This is a genomic window from Rhodoluna sp., from assembly GCF_044232805.1.
Taxonomy (GTDB): Bacteria; Actinomycetota; Actinomycetes; order Actinomycetales; family Microbacteriaceae; genus Rhodoluna.
In genome coordinates this window covers 32,110-48,884 of record NZ_JBIILG010000006.1, presented here as the reverse complement: position 1 = coordinate 48,884, position 16,775 = coordinate 32,110, and the positions used below count along the sequence as shown (strand labels likewise).

Genomic DNA, 16,775 nt, shown 5'->3' with positions numbered 1-16,775 from the left:
AACCCTGGTCCTGGACTTGGAATCTTGCTAGCTTTCTGGCTTGCAGGTCCTCAGGTTCTTCGCGGATCAGTTCCTGGTTCAATCGTTATCCACTTCCTTGGTGGAATCCACGAGATCTACTTCCCTTACGTACTACTAAAGCCAAAGATGATTTTGGCAGCTATCGCTGGTGGTGCTACTGGAGTGGGAACATTCATGGTTACTGGAGCTGGACTGGTAGCAACACCATCACCAGGTTCAATCTTCGCTTGGCTAGCAGTTACCCCTCCGGGAAACCACCTGGGAGTAATTTTGGGAATCACCCTTGCAACAGCAGCATCATTTGCTGTTGGTTGGGTATTGCTAAAAACTGGCAAGCAGGATGACTACGCAGACCTAGCTGGAGCACAGGCTAAGTCCAAGAAGATGAAGAACGGCTAATTAGCCATGACTTCAATTTCCGGAGCTAAAGTCAAGCGATTAGTAATCGCTTGCGAAGCCGGCATGGGCTCGAGTGTCATGATTGCCAAGCAATTGGCCAAGGCACTTAAAGAACATGACGTAGTCGTGACTCACTCACCCGTAAATCAACTCGAAGACGAAAACCCAGATTTGGTTTTGTGTCATCGAGGATTGGGTCAGCGGGCCAAACAGGCAATGCCAAACACCCCTGTTGTGGTGTTCGACATGTTCCTGGGTGACCCAAGGATCCAGAGTGTAGTCAACGCAATAATGGAGGGCGAACTCATTTCAGATGAGTAGCCTTCTTGCTTTGGCCGGAATCCGTATAGACGCCACGGCCTCCTCGCAAGAGGAGGCCGTGCGCCTGTGCGGATCGGTCTTACAAGAACTCGGTGCCGTTGGCCCTGAGTATCTGGACGCGATGGTAGCCAGAGAAAAGATCATTTCTTCCTACATGGGAGAAGCAGTTGCTCTGCCCCATGGCACGGATGACTCAAGAAAGTATGTGAACTTTACCCAGTTGGTATTTGTGAGATTTGCAAATCCTGTGGACTGGGAAGGCGAGAAGGTAAAGCTCTGTATCGGCATAGCTGCCAAAGGGGATGAACACGGTGAGCTGCTTGGAAACCTTGCAGACAAACTGCTCGATGAGAGCTCATACAGCACACTCATGAACTCCGCTTCCGAGCAAGAAATACTGGATTTAATAAACGCTTAGAAAGGCAATTGAAGTGAAGGCAGCAATTTACCGGGGACCGCAGGATCTCAAGGTTGAGCAGGTAGAAGAGCCAACTGCTGGATCCAAGGAAGTAAAGCTTCGCATTCACGCCTGTGCCACCTGTGGCACTGACGCCAAAATTTTTAATCATGGGCATCCGCGCCTAGAACCACCACAAATCATCGGCCACGAAATTGCTGGTGAAGTTGTTGAAGTTGGTAGTGAAGTAACTTCCGTGAAGGTTGGCGACCGTGTTCAAGTGATTGCCGCAATTCCTTGTGGCAAGTGCTGGGCCTGTCTAGCAGACAAGATGACAATTTGCCCCAATCAACTTTCCATGGGGTATCAGTTTCCGGGCGGATTTGCTGAATTTATGATTGTTCCTGATGAGGTCATTCGGGTTGATGGCCTAAACCATATTCCTGACAGCGTTACCTACGAAGAAGCATCGGTAGTTGAACCTCTGGCCTGCGTATTGAATGCTCAGGAACTTGTTCGAGTTGGCCCAGGTGATGAAGTTTTAGTCATGGGTGCTGGACCAATTGGCTGCCTGCATGTTCGACTCGCTAGAGCACTCGGTGCCAAGAAAGTTTTCTTGGCTGACATCAACGGATCAAGACTCAAGCTTTCGGCTGATGTTGTAAAGCCAGATCGTGCAATCGACATGTCCACCGAAGACTTAGCTGAAATCATCAAGGCTGAAACTGATGGCAAGGGACCAAGCGTAATAATCACCGCTGCCCCTTCTGGTCAAGCTCAAGAGCAGGCCATTGAAATGGCCAGGCCCGGTGGAAGAATTAGCTTTTTCGGAGGACTACCAAAAGATAAGCCGATGATTCAAGTTGACTCGAACCTAGTTCACTACAAAGAGCTAATGCTCATGGGCGCTAATGGTTCTAGCCCTTCACACAACCGACAGGCCCTTGAACTAATTGCTTCCGGCAAAGTGAAGGTGGCTGATCTAATCACCACACGAGTGGGTCTTAGTGATGTGGTCAAAGGAATTGAGGCGGTCCTAAGCGGAGAAGCCATCAAAGTAGTGGTGCTCCCAAGCAAGTAAACTTGGGGTATGTCTAGACCAATCCACCACCTTCAGGTGCCAGCAATTCGGTCTGCTCTAAAGCTTTATAAGGTTTCGTCCTTTATCACCGGCTTCTTCTTACTTCTTCTTATGGCCACCTGGGCCCTTCGAAGACTAGAGGTAGTCTCGTTTGGCAGCTTGATTGGCTATGACCTTTGGATCTTGGGACCAAATGGATTGCTAACGGCCGAGCCATATCTCAACGAGGGTGAAGGTATGCCAGAAACTGGCCTTAGCCTCACGGTTGGCATCTTGGTAGTCCACGGCTGGTTGTATGTGTTGTACCTATTTGCCGATTTCAGAGTGTGGACTCTCATGCGTTGGAGTTTCATTCGCTTTTTGATTATTGCCGCAGGTGGCGTGGTTCCATTTCTTTCCTTCTACACCGAGAAGTACTACGCGAAACTAGCCGAAAAGGAAATTGCTGATTCACTCTTGGGAGCAAAAAATTAGTCGCCCGGTTCTGGTTGTTGATTTTGGTGCCCAATATGCCCAGCTAATAGCCAGGCGAGTTCGTGAAGCCGGTGTGTATTCCGAGATAGTTCACCACAACGTAACTGCCGCCGAGATTCAAGCCAAAAACCCATTGGCAATTATTTTGTCTGGTGGTCCTTCAAGTGTCTACGAACCAGGGTCGCCGAATCTTGACGCCAAGATTCTTGAACTTGGAATTCCTATTTTGGGCATTTGCTATGGCTTTCAAAAATTGGCGCAATTGCTTGGCGGCCAAGTAGATAAAACCGGCAAGCGCGAGTATGGCGCCACAAACTTGAAAGTTTCTTCAGCTGGAGAAATACTTGCCGGTCAACCTGATTCGCAAATTTGCTGGATGAGCCACGGCGATCAGGTTGTTAAAGCCCCAACCGGCTTTGAGGTGCTGGCATCGACAGACACCACGCCGGTGGCCGCCTTTGCTTCATCAGCCAAGAAGATTTATGGAGTGCAGTGGCACCCAGAAGTGAAGCACTCGGATTTTGGTCAGAACGTTGTAGAAAACTTCTTACACAAAGCAGCTGGCATCACACCGGACTGGAATTCAGGCAACGTTATAGCCGAGCAAGTGGAGAAGATCAAAAAACAGGTCGGCTCCGGTCAAGTAATTTGTGGGCTATCTGGTGGAGTAGATTCTGCGGTTGCAGCGGCCCTAGTTCATAAGGCAGTAGGCGATCAGTTGGTAGCGGTGTTCGTCGATCACGGTCTACTTCGCGATGGTGAAGCCGAACAGGTCGAGCGCGACTACGTTGCAGCAACAGGTATCAGACTTGTGACCGTAAATGCCGAGCAGAGATTCCTAGCAGCTCTAAGCGGAGTAACTGACCCAGAGACCAAGAGAAAGATCATTGGCCGCGAGTTCATTCGAGCTTTTGAAGAAGCTCAAGTAGACCTGATGAAAGAGGCAAGTAGTGCCAACGAAGAGATCAAGTTCTTGGTTCAAGGGACTTTGTATCCAGATGTGGTTGAATCTGGCGGCGGTGCTACCGCCGGTATCAAATCCCACCACAACGTGGGCGGTCTTCCAGAGGATTTGAAGTTTGAACTCGTTGAACCACTTAGAACATTGTTTAAAGACGAAGTGCGTGAAATAGGTAGGCAGCTAGGACTTCCAGAGCCAATTGTTCAAAGACAGCCTTTCCCAGGACCTGGCCTTGGCATTCGAATTGTTGGCGAGGTCACACGCGAACGCCTTGACCTACTTCGCAAAGCCGATGCGATTGTTCGAAGCGAGCTAACTGCTGCTGGGTTAGACAATGAGATTTGGCAGTGCCCAGTTGTTTTGCTCGCCGATGTTCGATCGGTTGGAGTGCAAGGCGATGGCAGAAGTTATGGTCATCCGATAGTTTTGCGACCAGTTTCGAGTGAAGATGCGATGACTGCAGACTGGACCCGGGTTCCCTACGACCTGTTGGCAAGAATTTCGAATCGAATCACCAACGAGGTTGAAGGTGTTAACCGCGTGGTTCTCGATGTGACTTCAAAACCTCCTGGCACCATCGAGTGGGAGTAGTTTCTTGAAGCCGCTAGTTTTTGGTCATCGTGGTGCCAGCGGTTATAGACCTGAAAACACAATTGAGGCTTTTGAACTTGCCATCCAACAGGGCTCTGACGGAGTGGAGTGCGATCTAGTTCCAACCAAAGACGGTGAGCTAATACTTCGTCACGAGAACTGGCTAAACGGAACAACCAACGTAGCTTCGGTAGCAAAGTTTCAGGGAACCCAGTCAACTGGTTACTCAGATGGTCTGACTGAAACTGGCTGGTTCAGCGAGGATTACAATCTTGCGCAGCTTTCGGAACTTCGAGCCATTGAACGCTTGCCAGAGACTCGGCCAGGCAGCGCCAAATTTGACGGTCAGTTCTTGATTCCAACTATTGATGATCTTTTGGCCTGCTCATTTATGAATAAAAAGACACTGGTTATTGAAATCAAGCACGGCATGTACTTTATGAAAAATGGCGTCAACATGGCCACAATCCTGGCCAGCAAGCTAGCTAGCTCAGACTGGAAAGAGCGCGGAATCTCGATTGTTATCGAAACCTTCGATGAAAAGATGCTGGAGCATCTCAAAGATGCCTGTGGGCCAGATAAGAAGTATGTCTTTTTGACTGAGCTGGACAGGCTCCCAAAGGGGTCACCTCGCATATCTCGTGAGTTTATGCAATCACTTGCTGCGCGCTTTGATGGCATCAGCGTAGATCTAGCGCTGGCATTGGACCTTGATGCAACTGGTAATCACACAATTGACAACGGCCTAATTGATGAGGCGAAAGCTGCCGGTTTGATGATTTACGGCTGGACCCTTCGAGCCGAGGACGCAACCGCAAGTGTCGATGAGTATTTTGGCAAGGTAGCTGAAACCGGTCTGGAAGGCATATTCGTTGATCAGCCTGACCTGCTTCGTCAAATTGTCGATGGTCTGGCTTAGGCTTAGGCGGTCATGAATCTAAATCTGCTCGAGGGTCTCAATGCTCAGCAGGTGGCGGCTGTCACAGACCGTGGACCAGCACTGCTGATTGTTGCCGGAGCAGGCTCTGGAAAAACCAAAGTTTTAACACACCGGATAGCGCATCTTCTTGCCAATAAAGAAGCTTGGCCTTCGCAAATTCTTGCCATCACCTTTACCAATAAAGCTGCCAATGAAATGAAGGAGCGAGTTCACTCACTTCTTGGCAACGTGGCAGATGGAATGTGGATCAAAACGTTTCACTCCGCTTGTCTGCAGATTCTTCGAAGAGAGGCCAGCAGGCTCGGTCACGACTCCAATTTCTCTGTCTATGACACCGGAGACACCAAAGCCCTCATCAAGCGGCTGATTCGCGAATCAGGAAGTGACATCGAAGGACTCAAGCCACAAACAGTTGCAGCCAGAATATCTAACGCCAAGAATGAACTCAAAGACGCCGACGATTTCTATTCGTTGATTGACTCTTCAAACCCCAAAGATCGCGCGATTGCTGAAATCTTCTCTCAGTACCAGGCAGCCCTTCGCAAAAACAACGCCTTTGATTTTGATGATCTAATTGCCGAGACCGTGTATCTGTTTCGATCCTTTCCAGATATCGCGGCTCAGTACCAAAGGCGCTTTAGGCACGTCCTGATTGACGAATACCAAGACACCAACCACGCCCAGTACTCGCTGATTCGAGAGCTCACCAAGCCAATAGCTGACCTACACAACGAGCCCGACCCCAATACCGGCGAGCTTGCCGGACCATCGGCTATCACCGTGGTGGGCGACTCGGACCAGTCGATCTATGCCTTCCGGGGCGCAGATATGCGAAACATCGCTGAGTTTGCCAAGGACTTTCCTGGTTCGAAAACGATTCTGCTGGAGCAAAACTATCGTTCCACCCAGAATATTCTTTCTGCCGCGAACGCCGTCATTTCCAAGAACTTTGATCGACCAGAAAAGAATCTCTGGAGCGATGCGGGGGATGGCGAAAAGATCGTTTCATTTACTGGGCTAGATGAAAGAGGCGAAGCCGCTTACATCGTCGATCAGATTCAAGACTTACGCAAACAAGGAACTGCATATCGAGATATGGCTGTGCTGTACCGAACTAACGCACTCTCGCCGTCTTTGGAAGCTGAGCTCAAAAGCCAGAGGGTTCCATACATGGTTATCGGTGGACTCAAGTTCTACGAGCGCAAGGAGATCAAAGACGCGCTTGCTTATTTGACCGCAATTGCAAACCCTCGAAACGATGAAGCGGTAAGAAGAATTCTAAACGAGCCTTCCAGGGGGATCGGTGAAAAAACCGAATTGAAAATTGCTGAGCTTGCCAGAAGAGATGAAAGCTCATTTCGACAAGCACTTTTGAAAACTGATTCACTCGGTCTGGGGCCAAAGCTAACAGCGGCACTCAACAGTTTTTCAAAGCTACTGAATGATCTGGATGCCATGAGCGTCGAGGCAAAGATTGCCGATGTTTTATCGGCAGTGCTAAATCTTTCTGGCTACCGTGCGAATCTGGAAGACAGTCGTGACCCGCAAGACGAAGCCAGGGTCGATAACCTAGACGCTCTGATTGGACAGGTATCTGAATATCAAAGACAGTATCCAGAGGCAACAATCGCTGAGTATCTCGCGGACATTGCTCTTGCTGCTGCCGCCGATGAGATTGACGATGACTCGGGAAGCATTTCTTTGATGACTCTTCACACCGCTAAGGGCTTGGAGTATGACGTGATTTTCTTGGTAGGTCTTGAGCAAGGAACTTTGCCGCATGTTCGATCCTTTGATGAGCCGGGGGGAGTCGCAGAGGAAAGAAGACTTCTATATGTGGGTATGACTCGTGCCAAGCAGAAGCTTTACCTAAGCTCTGCTTTGCAGCGCACTCTGTTTGGTTCAACTACTGCCTTCTTGCCAAGTAGTTTCTTGGGAGACATTCCTATCGAGCTCATCCAATCGGAAGGGGCTACAAGAGCTTCGGCGGGGACGATAACCGGAGGTTATCGCGGTATGGCGCCAAGTGCGACACCACCCAAGGCCAGAACTGAGATTGCCGGAGCCATAACGCAGGTGCGCGATAACGGCTCGCTTCAGCTAGAAATTGGAGATCGAATCCAGCACCAGGATTATGGCCAAGGTGTGGTCACTGAACTAAGAGGTGAAGGAGCTAGGCAGGTAGCTCAGGTGAATTTTGATTCCGGTGCCACTAAATCACTCGTGGTAAAGATAGCTCCCATCGAAAAGCTCTAAACTTGGGGTTTGGGCCATTGGCCATTTGATCAATCTGAAAAGAGTTCTAAGTTGGATTTATTTGAGTATCAAGCTCGCGATATTTTCGAGAAATACAATGTTCCGGTTCTAAAGGGACTTATCGCCGATACCCCAGAGCAAGCCCAGAAAGCCGCTGAACAAATCGGTGGAACTGTAGTTGTCAAGGCTCAGGTAAAAGTTGGAGGTCGAGGCAAGGCCGGCGGCGTCAAGGTTGCTCACTCACCCGAAGAAGCTAAACAAGCTGCCGAAAAGATTCTTGGACTTGATATCAAAGGCCATGTTGTAAAGAGAGTAATGATCGCCGAGGGTGCGAAAATCGCCAAGGAATTCTATTTCTCAGTGTTACTTGATAGATCCAACCGAACCTTCCTTGCACTTTGCTCGGTCGAGGGCGGAATGGATATCGAACAGCTTGCTGAGGAAAGACCGGAGGCGCTTGCCAAAGTCCCAATTGACGCAGTCAAGGGAATCGATTTAGCTAAGGCCCTAGAAATTGCCAAGCTAGGTGGCTTCGATGATGAACTTGCGGCAAAAGTTGCTCCGGTGTTTGTAAAGCTTTACGAAGTGTTCAAAAAAGAAGACACCACTTTGGTTGAAGTGAATCCTCTGGTTTTGTCTGAAGATGGTCAGATTATTGCCCTAGACGGCAAGGTCACATTGGATGACAATGCGGAATTTAGGCACGAGCGCGAGCAAATGGAGCGCGACGAATTAGACCCTCTAGAAGCCAAGGCAAAGCAGATGGATCTGAACTACGTCAAATTAGACGGTGAAGTGGGAATCATTGGAAACGGTGCCGGACTAGTTATGTCGACTTTGGATGTGGTTGCTTACGCGGGAGCTCGCCACGGCGGGGTAAAGCCAGCTAACTTCCTGGACATCGGTGGAGGTGCCTCAGCTGAAGTTATGGCTGCCGGACTGGATGTTATCTTGAACGACCCACAGGTAAAAAGTGTCTTTGTGAACGTCTTTGGTGGCATCACGGCTTGTGATGCGGTTGCTAACGGAATCGTTGGAGCCCTAGAAAAACTAGGCTCCAAGGCTTCCAAGCCTCTGGTTGTTCGCCTTGATGGCAACAACGTAAACGAGGGTAGAAAAATTCTGGCGGATGCGAATCACCCGCTTGTCACAGTAGTTGAAACCATGGACGAGGCAGCCGATAAAGCAGCCGAGCTAGCTAGTAAGGGAAAGTAAGAATTTAGATGGCAATTTTTCTAAACGAAAACTCAAAAATCATCGTCCAGGGTATGACTGGATCTGAGGGTATGAAGCACACCCGCAGAATGCTAGCTGGTGGCTCAAACATCGTCGGTGGGGTTAACCCGCGCAAAGCTGGCGAATCTGTAGACGTAGATGGCAAGTCACTTCCTGTTTTTGGAACAGTTTCGGAAGCCGTGAAGCAAACCGGAGCCAACGTAAGTGTTATCTTCGTTCCACCAGCTTTTGCAAAGGCTGCGATGTTTGAAGCTATCGACGCGCAAATTGGACTCGCGGTTGTTATCACTGAGGGAATTCCAGTTCACGACTCCGCTGAGGCCTGGGCACACAATGTCTCCAAGGGTCTAAAAACTCGCATGATTGGCCCAAACTGCCCAGGAATCATTAGCCCTGGAAAATCAAACGCTGGAATCACACCATCGGATATCACAGGAAGCGGACCAATTGGTTTGGTCTCCAAGTCAGGAACTCTGACTTACCAAATGATGTTTGAGCTAAGAGATATCGGTATGTCAACCGCGATTGGAATTGGTGGCGATCCAATAGTTGGAACCACCCATATCGACGCCCTGGAAGCATTCCAGAATGATCCAGAAACTAAGGCGATTGTTCTTATTGGTGAAATCGGGGGCGACTCGGAGGAAAAAGCTGCCGAATACATCAAGCACAATGTCACCAAGCCAGTGGTCGCTTACGTTGCTGGTTTCACAGCACCTGAAGGCAAAACCATGGGTCATGCCGGAGCGATTGTTTCGGGAAGTGCAGGAACTGCTCAGGCCAAGAAAGAAGCCTTCGAAGCAGTTGGTGTCAAAGTTGGAAAAACTCCTAGCGAGACTGCCGCGCTAATGCGCGAGGTAATCGGTTCTCTTTAGAGATCTTGTAAGCCGTGAATAAAAGACAGACCTTCTTTATCGCAGCTCTAGAAGCCGCAATACTGGTGGCAATTAGCTTGAGTCTTTTGCTTGTTCCGCTAACTCTGGTTTGGTTTTTAGAAAACAACCCCGATGTTGAATGGCTGGTGGCTTTTAGGGCCGCTGCCGATTTCTGGTTACTTTCTCACGGCACGGGACTTGTGGTTCCCGAAGGAGAACTACTCGGTCTATTGGTGCCGGCATTTTTGGTGACACTAGTTCCACTAGGAATGACAATTTGGTTAGCTCGTTCTTTTTACAACGCCGGTAAGAGATTTATTGCGGCGAGATCTCTTTGGCCAGGCTGGCTTGGTGGCGGATTGGTTTACGTAGCTGCGGCGTTAGGTATCAGCACAGCAGCCTATGACATCGCCATTTATCCAATTGCTTGGCAAGGTGTTTTCTTCCCGACAATACTCTTTTTGAGTTTTCAAGTGCTCGGGTCTCTGTTTGGCCAGCCGGATGAAATCTTCGAGGGTGACATTTTGGATCAAGCCCCCGAGCGCGATCGAATCCGTCAGGCACTAAATTCTTTTCGCTTGAAACTTCACTGGAGTGTTCGATCAATACTGGGACCAGCGTTTAGAGCAGGATCCGCAATTACGGTAATACTGTTGATGATCTCGGCATTCACCATCGCCGTGCTAATTGCAATTAGCTGGATTGACATCACAAGGCTCTACGAGAGTGTTCAAGTTAGCGTCTTGGGCGCAGTGGTAATAACTCTTGGTCAACTAGCTCTGATACCAAACTTGGTAATTTACGGGGCTGCCTGGCTTACCGGAGTTGGTTTTTCAATTGGTGCGGGTTCACTTATCTCTCCTCTTGGATCTCAAGTTGGACCACTTCCGGCGATTCCAATTCTCGGTGCGCTACCGGTTGGGCAGTTGGAATTTGGAATGGTTTCGATAGCCGTTGTCTTGCTCGCAGCATTTATAGCAACACTCTCCATTAGAAAATCAGTCGAGGAGATTAGATTCGAGTTCGCAAAATCCTGGACCGCAGCACTCTCGCTAGGTCTCTCGATTGCTTTGGTTACAGCGTCTCAAATGGGCCTACTTGCCTTGATGGCCTCGGGAAGCGCTGGGCCAGGAAGGCTATCTCAAGTGGGTGTCTCTCCTTTGGTATTGGCAATAGTTGTCTTCGTGGAGGTCGGAGTGGTTTCCACTCTGGCTGCTTTCTTCAGCGCTAGGCCAGTAGCGGACAAGCCGGGTATCTCTAAAAAGGTAGGCTAACCCCATGCTTTCAGTTGTTGTTTTGATCTCTGGTTCAGGATCAAACCTGCTAGCGCTGTTGCAGGCAACAAAGAACCCACTATTTCCAGCCAAAGTGTTGGCCGTTGGATCCGATAAACCAGCACCAGGTCTCGAGCATGCAGACCTTTATGGTGTTCCAACCTTTGTCGTTGAAGAAAAACATTTTGCTAACCGTGACAGCTGGGCCAAGAAACTCGGAGAGAACATATCGCATCTTGATCCTGACCTGATTATTCTTGCGGGATTCATGAAAGTTCTGCCTAAATCCTTTGTTGCCAAGTTTTCCCCGCGAATCATAAACATTCATCCAGCACTGCTGCCAAATTTTCCTGGCGCCCATGCCGTAAGAGACGCGTTAGCTTCTGGAGCAAAAGAAACCGGAGCGACAGTTCATATTGTCGACGAGGGAGTGGACACTGGAGAAATTCTTGCCCAAGAGGCAGTAACAGTTTTTCCGTCTGATGACGAGAATACTTTGCATGAGCGAATCAAGTTAGTCGAGCACAAGCTATTGATAGACACAGTTAAGTTTTTAGCGAGCAAGCAACTTGAGCCAAGCAAAGTCGGCTAAGGGTATTCATGGATAGCAAATACACCGCGGCCGATTACCTTCATTTCGATAAGGTTCCAATCAAACGGGCTTTGATTTCGGTTTCGGACAAAACAGGTTTGCTAGAGCTTGCTAAGGCACTGGCTGCCGCTGGCGTTGAGATTGTTTCAACCGGCTCAACTGCAAAAACCATTTCGGCGGCCAAGATTGCAGTTACTGAAGTTTCTGCGGTTACCGGCTTCCAAGAAACTCTCGATGGCCGAGTCAAGACCCTACATCCAGCTATTCACGCTGGATTACTTGCCGATCTGAGGCTAACCGGCCATAGAGCTGAGCTTGAAAAACTTGGTGTGAGCGCCTTTCAGCTCTTGGTTGTGAACCTATATCCATTTGTAGAAGCAATAGCCAGTGGCGCCAGCGGGGAGTCAGCAATTGACCAGATCGACATCGGTGGCCCAGCGATGGTTCGTGCTGCGGCGAAGAACCACGCCAATGTCGCGGTTGTTGTGGATCCTGCCAACTACAAAGAAATCATCGAGGCAACCACTTCTGGCGGCACCACTTTGGCGCAGCGACAGCAACTAGCGTTGCAGGCATTCACACACACCGCAAAATACGACACCGCGGTCTCTAACTGGATGGCTGGAGCGCTTGCTGATAGTTGGAAAGCGGATTCCAGCTCGCCGTCTAGTGACGCAGGTAAGAACCCGGGCTTTGAACCTCATTTGGCAATAGAGGCCTCCTTGGCGAATGTTCTGAGATACGGAGAAAATTCACACCAGGCAGCTGCACTTTACAAAATTGATGGCTTAGAAAAGTCGTGGGGTATTGCCCAAGCCAATCAATTCGGTGGCAAAGAAATGTCTTACAACAACTACGTTGATGCTGATGCCGCCGTGCGAGCCGCTTATGACTTTAACGACCCAGCAGTTGCAATCATCAAACACGCTAATCCATGTGGAATTGCGATTGGCTCACCTGATTCTGATGACGCTATCGCTGACGCCCACGCTAAAGCTCACTTCTGTGATTCTATTTCTGCCTTCGGTGGCGTGATTGCGGCAAACCGAATTGTGACTTTGAAGATGGCTAGCCAGGTAGCTGAGATTTTTACAGAAGTTATCATTGCTCCTGGATACGAGTCGGAAGCTCTAGCTTTGTTGCTAACAAAAAGGAACTTAAGAGTTCTGCAGCTTCCGCCAAGCTATAGTGCATCCGCAAAAGAACTTAAGCAAATATCCGGTGGCTTTCTAGTTCAAGAGTCGGATAGCTTTAAGAATTTCTCTGATAAAAAATGGAAATTGGTTTCGGGGAATAAGGCGGATCCCCAAACCCGTGCCGATCTAGAGTTCGCATGGCGCGCTGTTAGATCAGTTAAATCAAATGCCATACTTCTTGCCCGAGACGGAGCATCGGTTGGTATCGGTATGGGTCAAGTAAACAGGCTGGATTCGTGTGAATTGGCGGTTACTAGAGCCGGAAGCCGAGTGAAGGGCTCGGTCGCAGCAAGCGACGCTTTCTTCCCCTTTGCAGACGGATTGGCAATTCTGATCAGAGGGGGAGTGAAAGCTGTCGTGCAACCGGGTGGATCGATTAAAGACGAAGAAGTAATCCAGGCTGCCACTGAAGCTGGAATAACGATGTATCTAACCGGGGAACGTCACTTCTTCCACTAGCTCAAGGCCCGAAGTTCCTAGAGGGGTGGTATCCTAGAAGGCTGCCTCAAGAAGGCATGTTATTACCGAGGATTTATGAAGCAAGACAAAACCATCGCGACCTTATTGCGAATTTTCCCCTACGCGAAAAAAGCCCTCCCTCGAATCGTCCTAGGTATCTTCGCAGCAGTTGCCGCTAGTTTGTTCGCTCTCGCAATTCCTCAATTACTTCGGTCATTGTTTGACAGTCTTGATAACTCGGGCACCCTGGAAACCCTTTACTTCTTTGTTTTTCTAGTTTTTCTCATGGGTGCTTTGGAAGCTGCCATGGTGCTACTTCGCCGCTGGCTGGTACTTACTCCAGGAACTTTTGTTGAGGCTGGGCTGCGTTCAACTCTTTATCAAAAACTTCAGGATCTACCAGTTAGCTTCCACGATCGCTGGCCTTCCGGCCAGCTGCTTTCAAGAGCTACCCAAGATCTGAGCTTGATTCGTCGCTGGCTCTCTTTTGGTGTTGTCTTATTGTTTGTTAACGCACTAACAATTGTTGTTGGGCTTGCAATCTTGTTTACTTTCCATTGGCTGTTAGGTCTAATCTTCTTTGTGATCTCGATTCCAATCTGGATTCAGGGATACCGCTTTGAGGCAAAGTATGGACAGATTGCAAGGCTCTCGCAGGATCAAGCCGGTGACCTAGCAACCTCGGTTGAAGAGTCAGTGCACGGTATTCGAGTGCTAAAAGCCTTCGGTCGAGGTGATCACGCCGCTCGCAAGTTTGCGGCAGAAGCGAAAGGTCTTAGATCCACTGAACTCAAAAAAGCCGGGCTGATTGCCAACATCTGGGTCTACTTGCTGCTGATTCCAGAAACTGCAGTCGCAGCCTCGATGCTGGTCGGAGTTTTCCTAGTTGCCGAAGGAAGCTTCACCATTGGTGGTTTAGTAGCATTTTTTGCCACCGCCACTGTCTTGCGTTGGCCAACCGAATCAATTGGATTCTTACTTTCTATGACGCTCGATGCCAAAACCGCTATCCAGCGCTTTTTTGAGGTCATTGACGAGCCAGTACTGATCAAGGACCCAGAGGTGGCAAAGACCATTAGTTCACCAGAGGGTCGCTTGGAATTCAAGAACGTCCATTTCCGCTACCCAGACAGCAAGTCAGAGCAGCAAGATCTATTGCGCGGGATTGACCTCGTTTTAGAGCCAGGGGAGTCTGTTGCCCTAATTGGAATCACCGGATGCGGCAAGAGCACCCTAACTGCCCTAACTACCAGGCTCTATGAAGTGTCTTCAGGTTCAATAGAGCTCGATGGTGTTGACATCAGGTCACTAACGCGAGTGGAGTTACGTTCACACATCGCCATGGCCTTTGAGGACGCTACCTTGTTCTCCGCATCGGTACGAGACAACGTGTTGCTTGGAAGACCTGATTCCACAGAAGAAGAATTGAAAGAAGCACTTTCGATTGCGCAAGCTGATTTTGTGTATGAGCTGCCCGAAGGTCTTGACACCAAAATCGGAGAAGAAGGACTTTCTCTTTCTGGAGGGCAGCGTCAGCGCCTTGCGCTAGCAAGAGCGGTTGCGGCAAAGCCCGCGGTGTTAGTTTTGGATGATCCGCTGTCAGCTTTGGATGTTGACACCGAAGCACTTGTTGAGTCAGCGCTTAGAAAAGTTCTAAAGAAGACGACGGCTTTGATTGTGGCTCACAGACCTTCTACTGTTCAGCTAGCCGATCGCGTCGCACTTATGCAAGATGGAAAGATTGTTGCGGTTGGTAAGCACAGTGAGCTTTTGGCAACAAACGATCACTACCGATATGTGATTTCTTCACTCGATGCTGCCGGTAAGCAAATCGAGGTGAGCGAATGAGCATGCAAGGAGTTGCTGGCGAAGACAAGATTGAGCTAAGCAAAGAAGAATCGCAGCAGGTCAAGGTTCGTTCCAGAAAGCTTCTGCTCTCACTGATTTATCCAGTTCGCGGGAGACTGCTTCTAAGTCTTTTGATTGTCATCTTGTCTCAGGCTCTTCGAGTCGCAGGACCCGCTCTAATCGCACTCAGTATCGACTGGGCCCTACCCGCTGCACTGAAGGCAGACACTACACCGCTATTTTTAGTGGTCGGCGGCTATCTATTTGCAGCAGTTGCTACGGCTTCCCTTATTGGCTGGTTCCTAAGATTCGCCGCAAAGCTGAGCCAAGATGTGCTTTTGGACCTTAGGAAGCGAATATTTGTTCATACCCAGAAGCTCTCTCTAGAGTTCCATGAGAAGTACACATCGGGCAGGGTCATTTCGCGTCAAACCAGCGACCTTGATGCCATTAGTGAGCTGTTGGATACCGGTGGCAATGAAATGATTGTTGGAATCCTGTACATGTTATTCACCGCAACCGCGTTGGTGTTTCTAGATCTCCCAAGTTTTGCAATTCTCGCAATTAGCTGGGTTCCGCTATATTTTCTGACCAGATGGTTCCAAGTCAACTCCAAATTGATGTTCCGCGAGTCCAGGGTTTCGTCGGCAAAGCTAATTGTCTACTTTGTTGAGACAATGACGGGCATTCGTGCTGTGAAGGCCTTCCGTAAGGAGAAAAGAAACCAGGGTGAGTATGAAACTTTGGTCGAGAAGTACCGGCACATCAACGCCAAGGTAATTCAACTCTTTGGAATCTTTGACCCGGCGCTAATCATGATTGGAAACATCTCTGTTGCAATTATTTTGCTGTGGGGTGGTGTTCGAGTTCTAGAGGGCTCGTTGGGTCTAGGAGTTTTGATTGCAGCAATCTTGTATGCAAGAAGGTTCTACGACCCGATGGAAGATCTTGCGATGTTCTATAACTCTTACCAATCCGCTAACTCTGCGCTGGAAAAAATCTCAGGTGTCCTAGAAGAGCAAGCATCTGTTCCTGAGGCCCAGAAACCAGTAGCGCTAGCAAACGCCAAGGGTGAGATTGTCTTTGACAAGGTAGGTTTCCACTACTCAAACGGTGTTGAAGTCATACCTGAGTTTTCATTAACTGTTCCAGCCGGTCAAACTATTGCCCTGGTTGGAACTACCGGCGCTGGAAAGTCCACAATCGCGAAATTGATTTCGAGATTCTATGATCCAACTTCTGGAAAGCTAACCCTAGATGGCATAGACGTCCGCGATTTGTCAGCCAAGGACCTGAGGCGATCGGTAGTAATGGTTACCCAGGAGGCATACCTGTTCTCTGGATCGGTAGCCGACAACATCGCCCTTGGTAAGCCAGATGCGACCCCCGATGAAATTGAGCAGGCAGCCAAGGCTGTTGGAGCGCACGAATTCATCCTTGCTTTGCCAGAAGGGTATTCCACCGATGTCAATAAGCGTGGTGGTCGCGTAAGTGCTGGCCAAAGGCAGCTGATTTCCTTTGCAAGAGCATTTATCGCAAACCCCGCTGTCTTGATTCTGGATGAAGCGACGAGCTCGCTAGATATTCCTTCCGAACGACTGGTTCAGCATGGACTCAAGACCCTGCTGGCAGATCGAACCGCAATCATCATCGCGCACCGCCTATCGACAGTTTCGATTGCGGATCGAGTCTTGGTTATGGAGAAGGGGAAAGTCATTGAAGACGACTCTCCAAAGAATTTGATTTCCGGTTCAGGAAAATTCTCCAAAATGCACAAAGCATGGCGGGATTCTCTGGTTTAGCAAGGAAAAGATTTTTGAGATTTCGATAGTCTAGAAGAGCTTTAGGGCTCAC

General features: G+C 49.2%; 14 protein-coding genes and 1 pseudogene. All 15 read left to right on the top strand.

What is annotated here, in order from left to right; genetic code table 11:
• Positions 1-420: pseudogene (locus AC9UES_RS02035) on the top strand (PTS mannose transporter subunit IIA); the annotation flags it as partial.
• A gap of 6 nt (positions 421-426) precedes the next feature.
• Complete coding sequence (locus AC9UES_RS02030; RefSeq protein WP_509523219.1) at positions 427-741, top strand: PTS lactose transporter subunit IIB; 315 nt, start codon at positions 427-429, stop codon at positions 739-741.
• 10 nt (positions 742-751) lie between these two features.
• A complete protein-coding gene (locus AC9UES_RS02025; RefSeq protein WP_509526264.1) occupies positions 752-1,159 on the top strand; it encodes a PTS mannitol transporter subunit IIA in 408 nt (135 codons plus the stop codon).
• A gap of 13 nt (positions 1,160-1,172) precedes the next feature.
• A complete protein-coding gene (locus tag AC9UES_RS02020; protein WP_509526262.1) occupies positions 1,173-2,219 on the top strand; it encodes a zinc-dependent dehydrogenase in 1,047 nt (348 codons plus the stop codon).
• Positions 2,220-2,228: 9 nt separating this feature from the next.
• Positions 2,229-2,693 (top strand): DUF3817 domain-containing protein, encoded by a 465-nt coding sequence (locus tag AC9UES_RS02015; RefSeq protein WP_509526259.1) that lies wholly within the window; start codon positions 2,229-2,231, stop codon positions 2,691-2,693.
• Entirely contained in the window at positions 2,668-4,245 is a 1,578-nt protein-coding gene (gene guaA, locus AC9UES_RS02010; protein WP_509526269.1) for a glutamine-hydrolyzing GMP synthase, read from the top strand. Before AC9UES_RS02015 ends, guaA begins: the two co-directional genes overlap by 26 nt.
• A gap of 4 nt (positions 4,246-4,249) precedes the next feature.
• Positions 4,250-5,164 (top strand): glycerophosphodiester phosphodiesterase family protein, encoded by a 915-nt coding sequence (locus AC9UES_RS02005; protein WP_509526256.1) that lies wholly within the window; start codon positions 4,250-4,252, stop codon positions 5,162-5,164.
• A 12-nt stretch (positions 5,165-5,176) separates the two neighbouring features.
• The gene (locus tag AC9UES_RS02000) at positions 5,177-7,441 is read left to right on the top strand and encodes an ATP-dependent helicase (protein ID WP_509526253.1); all 2,265 of its coding nucleotides are present in this window, start codon (positions 5,177-5,179) and stop codon (positions 7,439-7,441) included.
• Between the two features lie 51 nt (positions 7,442-7,492).
• The gene (sucC, locus tag AC9UES_RS01995; protein WP_509526266.1) at positions 7,493-8,656 is read left to right on the top strand and encodes an ADP-forming succinate--CoA ligase subunit beta; all 1,164 of its coding nucleotides are present in this window, start codon (positions 7,493-7,495) and stop codon (positions 8,654-8,656) included.
• A gap of 8 nt (positions 8,657-8,664) precedes the next feature.
• Entirely contained in the window at positions 8,665-9,552 is an 888-nt protein-coding gene (sucD, locus tag AC9UES_RS01990; RefSeq protein ID WP_509526251.1) for a succinate--CoA ligase subunit alpha, read from the top strand.
• Between the two features lie 14 nt (positions 9,553-9,566).
• Entirely contained in the window at positions 9,567-10,826 is a 1,260-nt protein-coding gene (locus tag AC9UES_RS01985) for a cell division protein PerM (RefSeq protein WP_509526249.1), read from the top strand.
• Positions 10,827-10,830: 4 nt separating this feature from the next.
• The gene (purN, locus tag AC9UES_RS01980; protein WP_509526247.1) at positions 10,831-11,418 is read left to right on the top strand and encodes a phosphoribosylglycinamide formyltransferase; all 588 of its coding nucleotides are present in this window, start codon (positions 10,831-10,833) and stop codon (positions 11,416-11,418) included.
• 8 nt (positions 11,419-11,426) lie between these two features.
• Entirely contained in the window at positions 11,427-13,073 is a 1,647-nt protein-coding gene (gene purH, locus AC9UES_RS01975; protein ID WP_509526244.1) for a bifunctional phosphoribosylaminoimidazolecarboxamide formyltransferase/IMP cyclohydrolase, read from the top strand.
• Between the two features lie 75 nt (positions 13,074-13,148).
• Complete coding sequence (locus AC9UES_RS01970; protein WP_509526241.1) at positions 13,149-14,921, top strand: ABC transporter ATP-binding protein; 1,773 nt, start codon at positions 13,149-13,151, stop codon at positions 14,919-14,921.
• Positions 14,918-16,723, top strand: coding sequence for an ABC transporter ATP-binding protein (locus AC9UES_RS01965; RefSeq protein WP_509526238.1), 1,806 nt, complete (start codon positions 14,918-14,920; stop codon positions 16,721-16,723). The genes AC9UES_RS01970 and AC9UES_RS01965 overlap by 4 nt, the downstream gene beginning before the upstream one ends.
• Positions 16,724-16,775: the final 52 nt, after the last annotated feature.

What these genes read in the sequence shown, in the direction of transcription:
- purN (WP_509526247.1), top strand. Translation starts at nt 10,831, where the DNA reads ATGCTTTCAGTTGTTGTTTTGATCTCTGGTTCAGGATCAAACCTGCTA.
- AC9UES_RS01970 (WP_509526241.1), top strand. Translation starts at nt 13,149, where the DNA reads ATGAAGCAAGACAAAACCATCGCGACCTTATTGCGAATTTTCCCCTAC.
- AC9UES_RS01965 (WP_509526238.1), top strand. Translation starts at nt 14,918, where the DNA reads ATGAGCATGCAAGGAGTTGCTGGCGAAGACAAGATTGAGCTAAGCAAA.
- AC9UES_RS02000 (WP_509526253.1), top strand. Translation starts at nt 5,177, where the DNA reads ATGAATCTAAATCTGCTCGAGGGTCTCAATGCTCAGCAGGTGGCGGCT.
- purH (WP_509526244.1), top strand. Translation starts at nt 11,427, where the DNA reads ATGGATAGCAAATACACCGCGGCCGATTACCTTCATTTCGATAAGGTT.
- AC9UES_RS02030 (WP_509523219.1), top strand. Translation starts at nt 427, where the DNA reads ATGACTTCAATTTCCGGAGCTAAAGTCAAGCGATTAGTAATCGCTTGC.
- sucD (WP_509526251.1), top strand. Translation starts at nt 8,665, where the DNA reads ATGGCAATTTTTCTAAACGAAAACTCAAAAATCATCGTCCAGGGTATG.
- AC9UES_RS02015 (WP_509526259.1), top strand. Translation starts at nt 2,229, where the DNA reads ATGTCTAGACCAATCCACCACCTTCAGGTGCCAGCAATTCGGTCTGCT.